The following is a 15,386-nucleotide window of genomic DNA, read 5'->3' as shown; positions in this document are numbered from 1 at the left end:
ATACACAAAAATAGGTTGTCAAGAAAGATTTTTAATCGAACGATCGTTCGATTATATTTGCAGCATGCAAATATTGATCATCGGGGCCGGTCCCACGGGCCTCGTCCTTGCCTGCGAGCTGGCCAGAAGGAAGGTCCCTGTACGCATCATCGACCGTGCGCCCGAATATCCGATCGGCTCGCGGGCGAAGGGGCTGACGCCGCGCAGCCTGGAGGTGATGGCCGACCTGGGGGTGGCGGAGGAGCTGGTCGCGGCCGGGTCCAGGGATGTGATCTTCAGGCGATATAATAGAAACGAATGGCTGGGCGATTCGCGGGCGCCGGTGTTTGCGCGGCCCGATGCCCGTTATGTATCCGGCGTCCTGGTGCCGCAGTGGAAGGTGGAGGAGGTTTTGCGGCGGAAACTGCTGTCATGGGGCGTCGAAGTGGAGCGGGGTACCGAGCTTATCGACTTTTCGCAGGGTGAGGACCGGGTCGTGGCCCGGCTGGTAACACCGGCGGGGGAGGAGGCCGTCAACTGCGCCTACCTGGTGGGGTGTGATGGCGGGAAGAGCAAGGTCCGGAAGACGCTCGGGATCCGATTCGAAGGAGAGACCCATGAAGAAGAGCGGGCCTTTATCGGCGATGTGGAAGTAGCGGGTTTGGCGCCGGATGCCTGGTATATCTGGATGCATCCCACGCTGGGCTTTGGGATCGGTCTGTGTCCTTTTGCCTGCTCGAAGAGCTGGCAGCTGCAGACGATGGCCCAGGCCGATGCCGACGGCCAGTTTTCCGAACCCGGGCTGGCGATGTTCCGTCTCCTGTTTGCAGAACGTGCGGGACTGGAAGGCGTGACCCTGGAAAAGGTCACCTGGGCCACGGTGTACCGGGTCAACGTGCGGATGGCGAACCGCTTCCGTTCGGGCCGGGTCTTTATCGCCGGCGATGCGGCGCATGTTCATTCGATTGCCGGGGGCTTGGGCATGAACACGGGTATCCAGGATGCGTATAACCTGGGGTGGAAGCTGGCGCATGTTCTTTCCGGTGAGGCGGCTGCGCCTCTGCTGGATACCTATGAGGAAGAACGCCTGCCCATTGCCGCCTGGACGCTGAACATCAGTTCGGAGCGGCATCGCATGGTGGCCGATGCCATAAAAAAAGGCGGCGACGGCGGTCTGCATACCGTTGCAACGAAGGATACGACACAACTCAACCTTAACTACCGATATAGTGGGCTCAGCAGTCAATTGCGCGATGATCCCACGGGGGTGCAGGCGGGAGACCGGGCGCCGGATGGTCTTTTGCCGGATGGAAGCTGGTTGTCGGATGTTTATCGGGGTACGCATTTCAGTGTCATACGTTTGCCAGCGGGTGGATCGGCGAAGGGTTTCGGGGGCGACCGGGTACGCGAGTTCCTACTTCCCGATGGGCTCGTGCCGCTTTTCGGGAGGGTGGGCGGCATCTATGTCGTCCGGCCCGACGGGTATATCGGGCTGGTCGCCGATGCGGGGGACGAGGCGGCCGTTGACGGCTATCTTCGATTATATTTGTCCCATGAGATTACGGGATGATGCCAAGGAACTGCTGATCCGGCAAAAAGCGGTGGAGCTGATCGTGCGCGAAGGCCTCGACGGGTTCAGCATGAAGGAGCTTGCCCGCAGCTGTGAGTTATCGGTCTCGACGATCTATGTCTATTTTAAAAACAAGGAGGATCTCCTTTTTCAACTGACGCTGCAATTGCGGACCGAGCAGTTGAGTCAGAGTATCCGCGGATTGAAGGAAGACATGTCCTTTGAAGAGGGGTTGCGGTTACAGTGGCAGAACCGGTTTGATTATTTTGTGGCGCATCCGCTGAATATACAGGCGGTGGAACGCCTGAAGTACACCCCGCAATTCCACCGGACCACTCCGCAGCTGATCAAGACCTTTCAGCCGGACCTGGGTAAGTTCATGGAGAACGCGATAAAGCGCGGCGAACTGGCGGGGATGCCGTTTGAGGTATATTGGGCGATCGCTTTCGCGCCGCTTTATTCGCTGATCGAGTTTCATGCGGCGGGGGGAAGCTATGCCAGTGACAAATTTCGCATTACGCCTGAGTTGATCGGGGAAGCGGTAAGAAGGATTGCGATGGCGTTGAGGGGGGAGTAGTTATCCGGGCAGGTAAATGCTGATCTTTCGGATTATTAGTACTTATATTTAGCTTTTCATATTGTCTATGACAACGTTTCTTTACATCCTTCTATTGGCAATAGTTTTGCCGGCCCCGTTCTTATTCTTTTTGTATATATACATTACAGTTGAAAAGAAGGCTAAAGGGATCATTGAGCTGCTTCCCGATGACGCCAAAGCCAAATATACGGATGTCCGAATCTGGTTTAAGGGATATGACATGATGAAAAGAATAAACCGATATCAGATCGATCCGCTTAAGTCATTGTATACTTATAATTTGGCAGACGTGATTGTTTTTAATGGCGGCATCGTTGTGATCGGAAAGATAAAGGTGTTCGGAAGGGTTCGGCTACTTTCACCTTTTGCCATTTGCCGGCCTGGTGCTGGAGCCCGGCTGCAAATGGTCCGCGATCGCGTAACTTACCTTGGTGCGGAGGTTGTTGAACAGGATGTTGAGATCAAATTCCATGATCAAGACTACACCAATAACATCACCTTGGTAATAAAGAAGGCAGGCGGAGAGCTTTATTCGGATATTAATTCAAACTTTATATCGTAAGACGATCAATCCGGGTTTCAATTTTCGCGAATCGATCAATTGCAGCTGGCTGCGATGATCCACATTTGCGAACAAGGCCTTTCCGCTGCCCAGGATCGTGGGATTCAGCTCGAGCCTTATTTCATCCAGCACTCCGAGATTGATGAGGGTGGAAGCGAAATTGGCGCCGCCCCACGCGATGATGTTCTTGCCTGGCTGTTTTTTGAGGTTCGCAATCTCTTCTTTTACATCGTGAGAGACTTTGGTGTTTTTCCAGTCGGGTTTAAAATCGCCCTTTGTGAAAACGATGTGTTGGGTTTTGTCGGCCAGCTTCGCGAATTTCAGCTCGTTTCCTTCACTGGCGGGGTTTTTCAGCACTGATTGCCAGTATGAGGAATATAGCGGGTACATTTTTCTTCCCAGCAAATACGTATCGGCCGTCTCAAGGTCGTTAAACATGTCTTCCCATTCTTCGTCGCTTGACTGCAGCCAATCCGCTTCATCATTGGGGCCTGCCACGTAACCGTCGAGCGTTATTTGCATCGAGAGTATTAGTTTTCTTTGGTTCATAGCGGACACTTTTTTACTTCAGTAAATATCACAACCATCCCATTCCCCGTTCCACCTTCCGTTTATAGCAAGCCGTCTCTTCCTTCTTGATCCCAAACATCCCGCACGCTCTATCGAGGGTATGCTCCATCAGATAGATCGGCCGCTCGGACAGCACCATCCTGAACGGCCGCAGGTTCGGCTTGCGGGGGATCTGCTTTTTATTAGTTATGCCTTTTTCCATGGCCAAAATCGGGTGGTACGTAAAATTACCATTTAAAGCCATTGCAAACAAACTTCCGGCAAGGCTCATGATTTTCTTCCTCTTCCCTTGCGTTGTCTTTCTCCGGGCGAGTTTGTCGGGTCGCCGATGCCAATTGTCCAGAAGGTGACGCCGCCCGGGTTGCGCTTACGGCGGCGCCAAACCGGCTGGCATAGGTGGAAGTGGTGAAAGTGATAGTCAAAGGGTTAAAAATTGTGAGGAAAACGAACAGTAGCGTATATTTATGTGTGGCACGCCACGTCATGTTCTTGTATTATCATAACTGCAAAATGAAAAGAACTATTTTCTTTTGGCTGCTGAGCCTGTATGCAATTCCCGCTTTTGCACAATCCAAATTAGCCGATAGCCTGAAGCTGTTGCTTCAAAAAGAAGAACAGGATACCAATCGGGTACTGCTTCTGGCAGAGATCGGGACAAGTTATCTTTTTGAAAAACCTGAAATAGGATTCACTTATGCGGAACAGGGTCTTGAGTTATCACGGACTATCAACTATAAAAGAGGTGAGATTACGTGTCTTAATGGGTTGGGGCACCTCAACAGAGTGAGTGGAAATTATATCGCAGGCATAAAATACCATATGCAAGCGTTGCAAATTTCTGAAACGATAAACGACCAAAGCGGCGTAGCGTTATCCTATTTCGGAATTGCGGGGAATTATGAGGACGAAAAGGATTACAAAGAAGCATTACTATATTACAAAAAAATTAAGCAAATAGAAGAGTCTTTGAATAGTAGGGAGGGCCTGGGAGGTGTTGGGTTAAGCATGGGATTGTGTTACTTACATGAGGGACAACTTGATTCCGCACTTAAATATGAACAAAATGCCTATGAGATGCTAATGAATTCCCGGGGAGAAACCATTGCTATCGCCCGCCTTGCCAGTGTTCATACAGCCATGAACAACTATGATGTAGCATTAAGTTTTTACCGAATGGGTATCCCTATTGCCATTGCAACCTCCGACAACAATGCGCTGACAGAATTGTATTCGGGTATTTTTACGTTATTTCAAAAGCGGCAGCTATACGATTCCTGTATATATTATGGAAAGAAGGAATTGGAAGCAGCGGACAAGTCTGGCAGCCCCGCAGCAATAGCAGCCGCGTGTTCGGATTTGTTTGCAATCTATAAAAAAATTAATGCGGGGGATAGCGCCCTTAAATATCTCGAGTTGGCTGCGGTTACAAAAGACACATTGATAACACAGGAAAAAATAAAGCAACAGCAACTTCTTTCTTTCCAGGAAGAAAGCCGCCAACATGAAAAGCAGGCTGAGCTTAAGGCTGCTGCCGAAAAACGAAAACAGGACATTCAATTTGCCGCTATTGCCGTTGGCATTATATCTTTAATTCTCCTGTTCTTTCTACTCAGCCGCAACATTATGAATGCAAATTGGATAAGGTTTTTAGGTGTTCTTGCATTGCTTGTGAGCTTTGACTTCATTAACTTACTTCTTCATCCCTATCTTTCCGATTATGCGAATGACTCGCCCATATTGATGTTATGTGCATTAGTAATTATAAGTGCGATATTGATCCCCTTGCATCATAAAATAGAGAAATGGGTTATTGAGAAAATGGTGGAGAAAAATAAAGCTATACGGTTGGCGGCGGCCAGGAAGACAATTGAAAAGCTGGAAAAGAAATAAAGATGTAGGTAAGGCTGGGCACTATTGGAGTTGATGTATGAAATTATCTATATTTATGGGATATGGCAGAAGAAAAGATCATCAAACACGCGGGTGATGCGGCCCGGGCACTGCTCAAAAAAGAGCATTCGTGGAAGAAGAAGCTGCGGGAATTCTTTTTCGAGATCTTTATCATCGTTGTCGCGGTGAGCATCACGCTTTGGTTCCACAACTGGAACGATCATCTGCACGAGCAGCGGCTGGCCAGGGATTTCCTGGTGGGCATCCGGGCTGACCTGAAAGTAACGGCCGACAAGCTGGCGGAACACCGGCATGACTACCAGCACACCCTGGATTACTATGACGCCATCTGGAAGCAGATCAGCGAGAACCGGATCGACAAAGCGTATATGGATAGTCTCAGCGGCAACCTGACCAATATGGTGGGTTTTACTTTCGACAACAGCCGTTTCGAAAGTTTTAAATCCTCCGGCAACTTAAGGCTGATCGAGAACCAACCGCTGATGCAGAATATCACCAGGATGTTTACGGTAACACTGCCCGATCGCGTGGCCTCCGACCGGATGATCTTCGAGGAACGGCGTAACCAGTATATCACCTATATCGGTACCCGAACGCCCTTCGGCCCCCGGGGTAATTCGCTGATCTCGGGCTATACGAATGACCCGGCGATCCGATTTCAGATCATGTGGCAGCGGGATCTGCTGAATGAAATGAAAGATCAGAAATTGCTGGTGGCGGAGGAGGTCGGGAAGCTAATGGCCGAAATAGACGCGGAACTAAAAAGATAGTTATGGCTTTGCCCGCAAAATTTCGTATATTGCGCCTTGTAACCATGTATAAACCTTTGCATTGGTTGCTTTTTAAGGTAAATTATGACAATCGAACAGATCGAAAAATTCATCGGCGGCGGAGAAGACGTCAAACAGCAAGCTAATATCTTCTTCAAGACAAGAGGTACCGTAGAAGGGGTTTTTATCAAAACCGCGGATTATTCCGAGTTGAAGAAGAAGAACTTCTGGCGGATAGTTTCTGTGAAGCATATCGCCGAATTCCGGAAATCAAACGACATCAACCTGTCCCGGATCTTCAACGGCGCTGAATTTACCAAGCTTTCGCAGAAAGGATAGTCTAATAATCCTTCTTTCTCACCACTGAGCCTAGCTTCCCCGAAGCATAGCGGCTACTTTTTTCCCTGCATTTCTATCCATTTTTTCGTTGATTCGGTTCATAACGTTTTAATAATCAAATGTTATGAGCCTTTTCCTATTGTATTGACCAGAAAAATATTTGCACAACCAGATGGTTGTATTTATATTTGGCAACCAAATGGTTGTATTATGATAGAACGGAGAGATGTCTTTCAGGCAATTGCCGATCCCACGAGACGGATAATTATTCAGAAGCTGTCACGCGGCCCTCTGAACCTGGCAGGGATCATCAAGGAATTTGGCGTTAGCCGGCAGGCGATTGCCAAACACATCAAAGTGCTTGATGAATGCGGCATGATCACCGTCACGCAAAAAGGGCGGGAACAAATTTGCGAAGCCCGGCTCAACAAACTCGATGAAGTCGCCGACTGGGTAACCGAATCCCGGAAACTGTGGAACCAACGATTTGACAAGCTGGATCAATTCCTTGATGAACTCGATAAATAAAAAACTACCCAAATGGAAGATCGCGTCAGTAATAACGAAGTTTTTATAGAAAAGATCTTTAACGCCAGTCCTGAAAAGGTTTTTAGCGCATGGACCGATCCCGGGAAACTGGTGAAATGGTTTGCGCCCGATGGGTGTACCGTGTATTTCAAAAAGCTTGTCATTGAAACAGGCGGCCGGTTTCACTCGTGTGTCACCAATCCCCGATTCGGCGACTGTTGGTGCATCGGTGAATACAAAGAGATCGTACCTGGCCGGAAGATCGTATTTACCATGATCAATGCAGATGAGAACGGTAACCCCATCAACCCTGCGGAAATCGGGATGGACCCCGATTGGCCGGGGCAAACGCTGGTTACCGTGACCTTTGCGGAGGAAAACGGGAAAACAAAGATGCAATTACGGCAAACGGTCTCGCAGGAATTGGCCAAACGAACGGGCGCCTACCCAGGCTGGCTGCAAATGTTGAACAATATGCAAATCTTACTCGATCAAAACTAACTAATCATGAAAAGGACAATCTTTCTGGCTGTTTTGGCATTGCTGACCGGATCGGCGTTCCAACACACCAGCCGGTCCGTTGAAAAGGGTTATTCGGAGGTCAACGGGATTAAAATGTATTATGAGATCTATGGGCAAGGCGAACCGCTTGTATTGATCCACGGCGGCGGCTCGACCCTTGAAACCACCTTCGGAAGGGTCATTCCCATGCTTGCCAGGAGATATAAAGTCATTGCCATGGACCTGCAGGCACACGGCCGCACAAGCGACAGAAATGCGCCGGAGTCATTCACACAGGATGCCGAGGATGTCGTAACCCTTCTGAAAAATCTTCATATTGCCAAAGCCGATCTTTTCGGTTTCAGCAACGGTGGAACAACGACCGTTCAAATCGCTATTCACCACCCGGAAATGGTCGATAAGCTGATCCTTGGGTCTGCGCTTTGTAAACGCGACGGAGTGCCTGCACCCTTTTGGGATTTTATGAAACATGCGCAGCTGGCGAACATGCCCAGGGAGCTGAAAGAAGCCTATTTGAAAGTTTCCGGCAACCCCGCAGGGCTGCAAATCATGCATGATAAGGATGCGGCAAGGATGGTCAATTTTAAGGATATCCCTGACGAACAGATCAAATCCATCAAAGCACCAACGTTGATCATCATTGGCGACAGAGACGTAATCACCTCTGAACATGCCATCGAGATGCACCGGTTCATTACCAACTCGCAACTGGCGATCATCCCGGGGGTACACGGGGAATATATTGGCGAAATAACGACACTGGGAACCGGTTCTAAAGAAGCAAATTTCGTTATCCCGATGATCGAAGGTTTCCTCGATCGATGACTGGGTCGCCCCGCGCCGTTATCTAGTTCTATTTGACCGTGACCTTTGACAGATCGGCTCCCATGCCCTTGAGGAAGGCGTAGGTCAGCTTATCCATCGTGGCGCCATCGAAGCGGATGGTTTTGATACTGCGGTAATACTTATTGGTAATGGCGTACGGTGCGCGGAAGGAGACATTGGTGAGTATCGCGCCATTGAATGTTGCGTCGCCGAGCGCGGTGTTGTGAAACCTGACATTCATAAAGGTCTGGCCATCGAGACATAGTCCGCGCATGTCGGAGTCGGCGAAGTCCACGCCATCGAAGACACAGTTCTCAAAGACCGTTTTCCGGAGATCGGTCTTTGTCAATTTTGCTTCGGTCAGCTTTGCCGCCGCGAATTTTGCCCGGGTGAGCGCCGACTTGCTGAACTCGGTGCGTACGAGAATGGACTTGTCGAAATGCGTATCGGAGAGATCGCTGGCGGACAGCGTGCAATCGGTCAGGTTTGCCCCGTCGAAATTGGCTTCCCGGACATCACTGGCGTTAAACGAGCTGCCGGTCAGATCTGCACCCGAGAAATCGGAACCGCGCAATGCACTCCCATGAAACTTCCTTTTGTGCGCGACAATGCCTGCGAAGTCGCTATTGGGCAGGTTACTCCCGTTGAAGTTCATGAGCAAAGACGGCTCCGGCGTGGGTTGGTCCGCGATGGCCTGCTCCGGCTCGCGGGATGGGGCGGCGACCCCGGTCGATCTTCCAGTGGCTTTTTCGGCTTCTCCCGATGGAAAGTTCTCTGAAAAATAATTAAGGTCAACGCCCAGGATCGCTGCCAGGCGGTTAAGGGTAGGGAGGTCGGGGATGGATTCGCCGCGTTCCCATTTCCCCACTGCTTGCGGGCTAATGAATAGCCGCTGAGCCAGTTGCGCCTGGGAGATATTTATCCCCTTGCGCGCTTTGGCAATTTTGTTGCCGATGATCGAAGATTCCATAGTTACTTTTTTTTGCTTTGTTTGGACACGACAAAGATATTTCGAGTTATCCCTCAAATCAGCAAAAAAGCGACAACTATTAGTTGTTGTACCGCTACTCCTGGTTGTTTTTCAACAACCTGCGGTAGTATCTGCCGGAATGGCCCGTTTTTGATCGGGCGGAATTTCCTATATTTGCGATGGAGTTCTTTCTATATTTCTTCATCATGCGGTGGAGGTCCCCGGGTAATACCGGGGTTAATAGGGAATTGTGTGTAAATCACAAGCTGTCCCGCAACTGTAAGTAACACAAGGTTTTTGCCTACCTGAGTCCACTGTCCCCCGGGGATGGGAAGGACGGCAAAAATGTTACTAGCCAGGAGACCTGCCTTTACCGTATTGACTATGCTTTCGTGGAATGAGGCAAATGGTCAGTTGATGGATCCGCTTGGGTGGCGTGTGCAATGCCGGCCGGGGGACCCTATTCTGCTGTCTCACCTTTTTCTACGATTCCATAGCTGGATATAGCCGGGGCTTTTAATTGATCAATTCATTTAAAAAGCAACAGCATGCAAACACACAACCTAGGCTACCCGAGGATTGGCAGCCGACGGGAGCTTAAAAAAGCATCCGAACAGTATTGGGCCGGCAAGCTCTCCGCAGAGCAATTGATGACGACCGGTAAAGAGATCCGCCTGTTTAACTGGCGGCTTCAAAAAGACGCGGGGATCGACCTGATCCCTGTCGGAGATTTTTCGTTTTATGACCAGGTGCTGGACACCAGCCTGATGGTGGGCGCTATTCCGACCCGCTATCATACCCTGATGCAGGAAAAGCAGTTGAAGGATGTCGACCTGCTTTTCGCCATGGCGAGGGGCTATCAGAAAGATGGGTTCGACATTACCGCCATGGAGATGACGAAATGGTTTGACACGAATTATCATTATATCGTCGCTGAATTCGTGGCGAATCAGACCTTTTCGCTTTTCAGCAATAAACTCGTCAATGAGGTGCGGGAGGCGAAAGAAGCCGGCATCCCCGCCAAGCCCGTGTTGCTGGGACCTGTTTCCTATCTGTTGTTGGGCAAAGAGAAAGAACCCGGATTCCACCGGCTGGAGTTGATCAAACGGCTGCTGCCCGTCTATCTGGAGGTGCTGAAGAAACTGGACGATGCGGGAGTCTATTACGTTCAGCTGGATGAACCCTGCCTGGCGCTGGACCTTACGGAGGCCGAGCGGCAGGTGTTTGTAAAGACCTATCGGGAGATCAAGGCGAAGTTCCCCGATCTGCATATCATCCTGGCCAGCTATTTCGAATGTTATGGTAACAACCTGTCTACCGTGCTGGAATTGCCGGTGCAGATCCTCCATCTGGACCTGGTGCGCTGTCCTTCGCAGCTGGATGATATCCTTGTTAATGCATCTTTTGTCAACAGTGCGACGCGGCTTTCGCTGGGCGTCGTCGACGGACGGAATATCTGGAAGAACGATTTCCAGCAGTCGGTGCACCTGATCAACAAGGCTGTTGCAAAGATCGGCAGGGAAAGGATCTTGATCGCTCCCTCCTGTTCGCTGCTACACAGCCCCTGCGACCTGGACCTGGAATCGGACGAGAAGGTGCTGACACCAGAGATGAAACAATGGATGTCTTTTGCCAATCAAAAGATACGGGAGGTGGTCACGCTGAAACAACTGACGTCCGGCGAGCCGGGTGCGGCAACGGACAAAGCCTGGAGAGAGAATGTCGCGGCGACCAATAGCCGGCGGACCAGCGCGCTGATCCATAAGGTGGTGGTGAAACAGCGGGTGGCGGCGATCGCGGCCGGGGATGCTCGTCGTACCCATGAATTTGCGGAGCGGAAACTGCGGCAGCGGGAGTTGTTGAAACTGCCGGCTTTCCCGACGACGACCATCGGATCGTTCCCACAGACCCCCGAAGTGCGGAATGTCCGCGCCAGGCTGAAGAAAGGCGAGATCAGCCCGGCCGAATACGATGCTTTTGTAGAGAAGGAAACCGAGGCGGCCATCCGCTGGCAGGAATCCATCGGCATCGACGTGCTGGTGCATGGGGAGTTTGAGCGCAACGATATGGTCGAATATTTTGGCGAGCAACTGGACGGCTTTGTCTTTACGAGCAATGGCTGGGTCCAGAGCTATGGAAGCCGCTGCGTCAAGCCGCCGGTCATTTTCGGGGACGTATCGCGGCCCAGGCCTATGACGGTGCGCTGGTCGGGGTATGCGCAATCGCTCACGAAGAAATGGGTGAAGGGCATGCTGACCGGTCCGGTGACGATCCTGCAATGGTCGTTTGTGCGCAACGATCAGCCGCGAAGCGAGACCTGTGCGCAGATCGCGCTGGCGATCCGCGACGAGGTGGTCGACCTCGAAAAGGCGGGGATCCGGGTCATCCAGATCGACGAACCGGCGATCCGCGAGGGATTGCCGCTACGGAAAGAGAACTGGAAGGAGTACCTGGATTGGGCGGTACGGGCGTTTCGCATCTCCGCGAGCGGCGTTGAAGATGCGACGCAGGTCCACACGCATATGTGTTATTCCGAGTTCAACGATATCATCGACAGCATTGCGGACATGGATGCGGATGTCATCACGATCGAATGTTCGCGGTCGCAGATGGAGCTGCTGGAGGCGTTTGCGGAATTCAAATACCCGAACGAGATCGGACCGGGGGTGTATGATATCCATTCGCCGCGGGTGCCGTCGAAGATGGAGATGGTCGCGCTGATGGAGAAGGCCAGGGCGGTGGTGCCTGCCGATCAGCTGTGGGTGAATCCCGATTGCGGCCTGAAGACCAGGGCCTGGCCGGAGACGAAGGCGGCGTTGGTGGCGATGGTGGAGGCGGCGAAGGAACTGCGCGAGGCGGTGCCTGCGGGAGCCCGTTAAGGAATATGTTTTACGGCCCGGGGAGACCCCGGGCCGTTTTTTATGCGTGGGAATGGGGTGAAAGATCAAAAGGCACGACGACCTTAAAACTGAAATTCCGGCCCATATTGAAGATCCCCGGCTGCGCGCCCGCAGGAACATTTGGGTTATCGAAATACTTCAGCCGGCTCATATTCGACTGGTAGTTGGTATTGGCGAGGTTGGTCCCCTCGATGAATAACCGGACGATCTTTTGCCCGGCCTTATTGACAAGATCTACGCCGATGCCGGCGCTCAGCAGGTTATAACCCGCGGTGTAGGTTTCCGTGCCATAAGCGGCAAAGAACCGGTTCTGGGCATTGTAGTGATCAAAACCCACAAATGCATACGCATCTTTGAACTGCCCGATCCCTTTGGCATAGTTGGCCCGGAGTTCGGAGTGGGTATGCAAGGGCGGGATGAAGGGCAGGTACTTCAGGCTGTCGGGCGCATGGCCGTTGTCTTCGAGATTGGTTCCGTAGGTAAGGGTAAGGGCGTTTTCAAAATGTAACCAGGATACCGGGTGGATATCCAGGTATAACTCACCGCCGAGGATCCGCGCCTTGCTTTGCACATAGGTGAACTTGCTATACTGGCCATTGGGGTCGGAAGTGCCGTCGGGGTCTACGCGTTCGGGATTGCCGTTGGCATCGATGATCTGTTGCTGGAAGATATAGTTCTGGATATGGTTGTCGAACAGGCTCACACTTGCCGATACTTTCGGGAGGGTGAGGAAGGCGCCGAGGTCTTCCTGGATGCTGAACTCGGGTTTGAAACTGCTGTTGCCGACGTGATAGATCTGCGAGCCGGGGTCCGCACCGTTGGCAGACAGTTCGGCAATGCTGGGCGCCCGGAAGCCGCGGGCGATATTGGCTTTTATCAGGAACGCATTGGAGAAATTGTAGGTGCCGCCGAAGCTCCCGGAAAAACCCGAGAAATTCTTGCTGAGGGCGCTGAACTGCCGGCTGACATTGGGATTGCCGGCCGGGTCGGCACCGGTGTAGAGCGTAGAAAAATATGGGACGGTGTTGTCGATATAGGCGGCTTTGCCGTCGAAGGACCGGGTATCGAATCGCCCGCCCGCGGACAGGTCGAGCTTGCCAAAGGTCTTCTTCACCACGAGAAAGGGGCCGAGATCGAACTGGTGATAGGCGGGTATCGGGAAATCGGTGCTGTATCCCAGTACATTGTTCTGGTACATGCCGTTGACGCCGACGCTGGTCTCGTAGCCGTTGCCGAGGCTGAAATTATACTTGACATCGTAGGTATAGGTTTGCAGTTGGAGATTCAGTCCGGGCACATCGGCGTTCTGGGGGTGCGTGAACTCCCGCCGGTGGCTGTACTGGTAGCCGAGATCGATCAGCAGGTTGCCGTTACCGAGGGCGATGCTGCTGTTGTCGTAGATGCGGTATAACTGGACATGCTGGTGGAGTACGGGGAGAGAATAGGAGTTGAGTTCGGATGGTGAAACGATGGGCCGGAAGGTGTCCGAATCGGTGATCTGTTTGGTGAACCGGCGGGTCAGCGAATCGCGGCTCCCGTCGGGGATGGCCTGCTGGTCATCGAAAAGCGACGCATTCAGGTGGGAATACCCCCAGGATTTGTTGACGCCGACCATCGCGCGGGCATCCTTTTCGTTGAAATTGGTGGCCCAGACCCGGCCATCGTGCTGGTTTTGATAATCCTTTGCATTCTTGGAGGATGTCTGCAGACCCCAGATCCAGCCATTTTGGTTGCCCTGCAGCCGCAGGCTACCGTTTATCGACCCGTTGTTGGTGCCATAGATGCCGCTGACCGATCCCAGGATCTTCCCCTCAGGGACGGCCGGTGGTGTGATCAGGTTGACCACGCCGCCGATGGCGTCCGATCCATAACTCAGACTCGCGGGACCTTTGATGATCTCGATGCGGTCGATGGAGTTTTGATCCACTTCTATTCCATGCTCATCTCCCCATTGCTGGCCTTCCTGACGGATGCCGTCCTGGGCGGTGACCACGCGGTTATAGCCGAGGCCATGGATAAAGGGTTTGGAGATGTTCGGTCCTGTCGTCACCGCGCTTACGCCGGGAAGATTCGCCACCTGGTCGATCACATTCCCGGAGGCGGCATGCTGGTCCATATAGGCCTTGCCTACCGCCACGATCGGAATGGGTGCCCGTTTCATTTCCGTGGCCTTGCTCACACCGGTGACAACGATCTCGCTGGCTTCGATGGTCGATACCTGCAGTCCGACGTTTAACACGCTTGTCCGGTTGAGGTCCACTTCCTGGGTAAAGGTCCCATAGCCGACATAGCTTATCTGCACCAGGTAAGTCCCCTTTGCGCCAAGGGTAAGGGTGAATTTCCCATTGGCATCGGTGATGGTGGCGAGCTTCAGGTCGGGAATGGCGATGGTGGCGCCGGCGACGGGTTTGCCATCCGCCTTATCGGTGATGGTGCCGGACAGGGTGCCGGGAGGTGTGGTCCGGGCGATTGCGGGACCCGATAATGCAAATACAATGATGACGAGGGTGAATAAGCACCGGTTCATGAGTGATGAAGTTGATCAGTAAATAATCGAAGGCGATGCCGGGAGGTTTCCCGGAAAGCTTCGGTGGGGATCGTGCGATCACGCGCGTAGTCCGCGGCATGGATCACGACATGGAAGGATCAAATAGTGGGAACCGGGGGGCCTTTCAGGGAGTAGAAGACCTTCTCCGCGGCGGAAAAGGGTGGGAGCCATGCTGCCAACAGCGTTATGCTCTGTTGGCGGGGCACCTCCAGGACGATGGCGGGTGTCGCCGTCAACGGCATCTGCATATCGTCGATGCAATCGCATCGCAAGGGCAGCTTTTCGGCGGTGGGGAACTTTGAAGAGGTGAGGCTCCTGGTTTGGGTCTCATGGAGCCAGTCATGCATCCACAGGCGGACCCCCAACTTCTGGGTAAAGACCAGCAGGAGGAGGAAGGCTATTATTTTAGAGAACCGCCGGAGCATAGGTGGCAAGGTAAGGAAAATGAAACAGGATGACAAAAAAAGCGGGAACGCATCGTATTATCCGCGCTAATGATAAATCTATTATAGATTATATTTATTTAATATATTACAGCGAAAGCCAAACAAATTATTGCTTCCTTCCAGAGTTGATCAGCCGCCTCGGCGCTCCGCCAAAATTGATCTCACTCAAGATCGGCAATTGCGACAACCGGACCCTATGGGATTTTCTCCGGCAGCATATTCAAAAGGCGTTTGAGCTCCTTACTACTACTGATACGGATATTGTTGAATTGGAGTAGATCCATGCCAGGGCACGCCATAGAAATATTACTATATTAGCGCCCCGTGGATGATCAGAGAAGTGCAGTG

16 protein-coding genes and 1 riboswitch are annotated in these 15,386 nt (G+C 52.1%); of the genes, 11 read left to right on the top strand and 5 right to left on the bottom strand.

Features of this window, described 5'->3' with window-relative positions; genetic code table 11:
- Positions 1–64: 64 nt before the first annotated feature.
- From VGM48_RS24780 to VGM48_RS24770, 3 genes are all read left to right on the top strand, one after another.
- Positions 65–1,549 carry an FAD-dependent monooxygenase gene (locus VGM48_RS24780; protein WP_331583655.1) on the top strand — a complete coding sequence of 495 codons (1,485 nt, stop codon included), beginning with the start codon at positions 65–67 and terminating at the stop codon, positions 1,547–1,549.
- Positions 1,533–2,126 (top strand): TetR/AcrR family transcriptional regulator, encoded by a 594-nt coding sequence (locus tag VGM48_RS24775; protein WP_331583653.1) that lies wholly within the window; start codon positions 1,533–1,535, stop codon positions 2,124–2,126. The genes VGM48_RS24780 and VGM48_RS24775 overlap by 17 nt, the downstream gene beginning before the upstream one ends.
- 67 nt (positions 2,127–2,193) lie before the next feature.
- Positions 2,194–2,709 (top strand): hypothetical protein, encoded by a 516-nt coding sequence (locus VGM48_RS24770; protein ID WP_331583651.1) that lies wholly within the window; start codon positions 2,194–2,196, stop codon positions 2,707–2,709.
- Here the strand turns inward: VGM48_RS24770 and VGM48_RS24765 are convergent.
- Both VGM48_RS24765 and VGM48_RS24760 read right to left on the bottom strand, forming a co-directional pair.
- Positions 2,692–3,258 carry a dihydrofolate reductase family protein gene (locus VGM48_RS24765; protein WP_331583649.1) on the bottom strand — a complete coding sequence of 189 codons (567 nt, stop codon included), beginning with the start codon at positions 3,256–3,258 and terminating at the stop codon, positions 2,692–2,694. The two genes, VGM48_RS24770 and VGM48_RS24765, sit on opposite strands and share 18 nt — an antisense overlap.
- A 28-nt stretch (positions 3,259–3,286) precedes the next feature.
- A complete protein-coding gene (locus tag VGM48_RS24760; protein WP_331583647.1) occupies positions 3,287–3,481 on the bottom strand; it encodes a hypothetical protein in 195 nt (64 codons plus the stop codon).
- 308 nt (positions 3,482–3,789) lie between these two features.
- Here VGM48_RS24760 and VGM48_RS24755 point away from each other — a divergent pair, with 308 nt between their 5' ends.
- The 6 genes from VGM48_RS24755 to VGM48_RS24730 all read left to right on the top strand — a co-directional run bounded on the left by VGM48_RS24755 (position 3,790) and on the right by VGM48_RS24730 (position 8,174).
- A complete protein-coding gene (locus VGM48_RS24755) occupies positions 3,790–5,169 on the top strand; it encodes a tetratricopeptide repeat protein (protein WP_331583645.1) in 1,380 nt (459 codons plus the stop codon).
- Positions 5,170–5,231: 62 nt separating this feature from the next.
- The gene (locus VGM48_RS24750; RefSeq protein ID WP_331583643.1) at positions 5,232–5,960 is read left to right on the top strand and encodes a hypothetical protein; all 729 of its coding nucleotides are present in this window, start codon (positions 5,232–5,234) and stop codon (positions 5,958–5,960) included.
- Positions 5,961–6,044: 84 nt separating this feature from the next.
- Positions 6,045–6,299 carry a short-chain dehydrogenase gene (locus VGM48_RS24745; protein WP_331583639.1) on the top strand — a complete coding sequence of 85 codons (255 nt, stop codon included), beginning with the start codon at positions 6,045–6,047 and terminating at the stop codon, positions 6,297–6,299.
- Between the two features lie 210 nt (positions 6,300–6,509).
- Positions 6,510–6,827, top strand: a complete 318-nt coding sequence (locus VGM48_RS24740) for a metalloregulator ArsR/SmtB family transcription factor (protein WP_331583637.1) — start codon at positions 6,510–6,512, stop codon at positions 6,825–6,827.
- Between the two features lie 12 nt (positions 6,828–6,839).
- The gene (locus VGM48_RS24735; protein ID WP_331583635.1) at positions 6,840–7,328 is read left to right on the top strand and encodes an SRPBCC domain-containing protein; all 489 of its coding nucleotides are present in this window, start codon (positions 6,840–6,842) and stop codon (positions 7,326–7,328) included.
- A gap of 6 nt (positions 7,329–7,334) precedes the next feature.
- On the top strand, positions 7,335–8,174 hold the full coding sequence (locus tag VGM48_RS24730) for an alpha/beta hydrolase (RefSeq protein WP_331583633.1): 840 nt from the start codon (positions 7,335–7,337) through the stop codon (positions 8,172–8,174).
- A 28-nt stretch (positions 8,175–8,202) separates the two neighbouring features.
- Here VGM48_RS24730 and VGM48_RS24725 read toward each other — a convergent pair whose 3' ends face one another.
- Positions 8,203–9,144, bottom strand: coding sequence for a pentapeptide repeat-containing protein (locus VGM48_RS24725; RefSeq protein ID WP_331583631.1), 942 nt, complete (start codon positions 9,142–9,144; stop codon positions 8,203–8,205).
- A gap of 198 nt (positions 9,145–9,342) precedes the next feature.
- A riboswitch (cobalamin riboswitch) is annotated at positions 9,343–9,530 on the top strand.
- A gap of 162 nt (positions 9,531–9,692) precedes the next feature.
- Here VGM48_RS24725 and metE point away from each other — a divergent pair.
- On the top strand, positions 9,693–12,023 hold the full coding sequence (metE, locus tag VGM48_RS24720; protein WP_331583629.1) for a 5-methyltetrahydropteroyltriglutamate--homocysteine S-methyltransferase: 2,331 nt from the start codon (positions 9,693–9,695) through the stop codon (positions 12,021–12,023).
- Positions 12,024–12,063: 40 nt separating this feature from the next.
- On the opposite strand, the gene VGM48_RS24715 is transcribed toward metE, so the two are convergent.
- Both VGM48_RS24715 and VGM48_RS24710 read right to left on the bottom strand, forming a co-directional pair.
- Positions 12,064–14,571 (bottom strand): TonB-dependent receptor, encoded by a 2,508-nt coding sequence (locus VGM48_RS24715; protein WP_331583627.1) that lies wholly within the window; start codon positions 14,569–14,571, stop codon positions 12,064–12,066.
- Between the two features lie 119 nt (positions 14,572–14,690).
- Entirely contained in the window at positions 14,691–15,026 is a 336-nt protein-coding gene (locus VGM48_RS24710; RefSeq protein WP_331583625.1) for a hypothetical protein, read from the bottom strand.
- Positions 15,027–15,046: 20 nt separating this feature from the next.
- Here VGM48_RS24710 and VGM48_RS24705 point away from each other — a divergent pair, with 20 nt between their 5' ends.
- The gene (locus VGM48_RS24705) at positions 15,047–15,316 is read left to right on the top strand and encodes a hypothetical protein (RefSeq protein ID WP_331583623.1); all 270 of its coding nucleotides are present in this window, start codon (positions 15,047–15,049) and stop codon (positions 15,314–15,316) included.
- Positions 15,317–15,386 lie beyond the last annotated feature (70 nt).

It is taken from the genome of Puia sp. (assembly GCF_036500295.1).
Taxonomy (GTDB): domain Bacteria; phylum Bacteroidota; class Bacteroidia; order Chitinophagales; family Chitinophagaceae; genus Puia.
Note: the sequence above shows the minus strand (reverse complement) of the source record. Positions and strands in the feature narration are given on the sequence as shown.

Coding starts and splice junctions, on each gene's coding strand:
- VGM48_RS24780 (WP_331583655.1), top strand. CDS start 65: ATGCAAATATTGATCATCGGGGCCGGTCCCACGGGCCTCGTCCTTGCC.
- VGM48_RS24775 (WP_331583653.1), top strand. CDS start 1,533: ATGAGATTACGGGATGATGCCAAGGAACTGCTGATCCGGCAAAAAGCG.
- VGM48_RS24770 (WP_331583651.1), top strand. CDS start 2,194: ATGACAACGTTTCTTTACATCCTTCTATTGGCAATAGTTTTGCCGGCC.
- VGM48_RS24765 (WP_331583649.1), bottom strand. CDS start 3,258: ATGAACCAAAGAAAACTAATACTCTCGATGCAAATAACGCTCGACGGT.
- VGM48_RS24760 (WP_331583647.1), bottom strand. CDS start 3,481: ATGGAAAAAGGCATAACTAATAAAAAGCAGATCCCCCGCAAGCCGAAC.
- VGM48_RS24755 (WP_331583645.1), top strand. CDS start 3,790: ATGAAAAGAACTATTTTCTTTTGGCTGCTGAGCCTGTATGCAATTCCC.
- VGM48_RS24750 (WP_331583643.1), top strand. CDS start 5,232: ATGGCAGAAGAAAAGATCATCAAACACGCGGGTGATGCGGCCCGGGCA.
- VGM48_RS24745 (WP_331583639.1), top strand. CDS start 6,045: ATGACAATCGAACAGATCGAAAAATTCATCGGCGGCGGAGAAGACGTC.
- VGM48_RS24740 (WP_331583637.1), top strand. CDS start 6,510: ATGATAGAACGGAGAGATGTCTTTCAGGCAATTGCCGATCCCACGAGA.
- VGM48_RS24735 (WP_331583635.1), top strand. CDS start 6,840: ATGGAAGATCGCGTCAGTAATAACGAAGTTTTTATAGAAAAGATCTTT.
- VGM48_RS24730 (WP_331583633.1), top strand. CDS start 7,335: ATGAAAAGGACAATCTTTCTGGCTGTTTTGGCATTGCTGACCGGATCG.
- VGM48_RS24725 (WP_331583631.1), bottom strand. CDS start 9,144: ATGGAATCTTCGATCATCGGCAACAAAATTGCCAAAGCGCGCAAGGGG.
- metE (WP_331583629.1), top strand. CDS start 9,693: ATGCAAACACACAACCTAGGCTACCCGAGGATTGGCAGCCGACGGGAG.
- VGM48_RS24715 (WP_331583627.1), bottom strand. CDS start 14,571: ATGAACCGGTGCTTATTCACCCTCGTCATCATTGTATTTGCATTATCG.
- VGM48_RS24705 (WP_331583623.1), top strand. CDS start 15,047: ATGACAAAAAAAGCGGGAACGCATCGTATTATCCGCGCTAATGATAAA.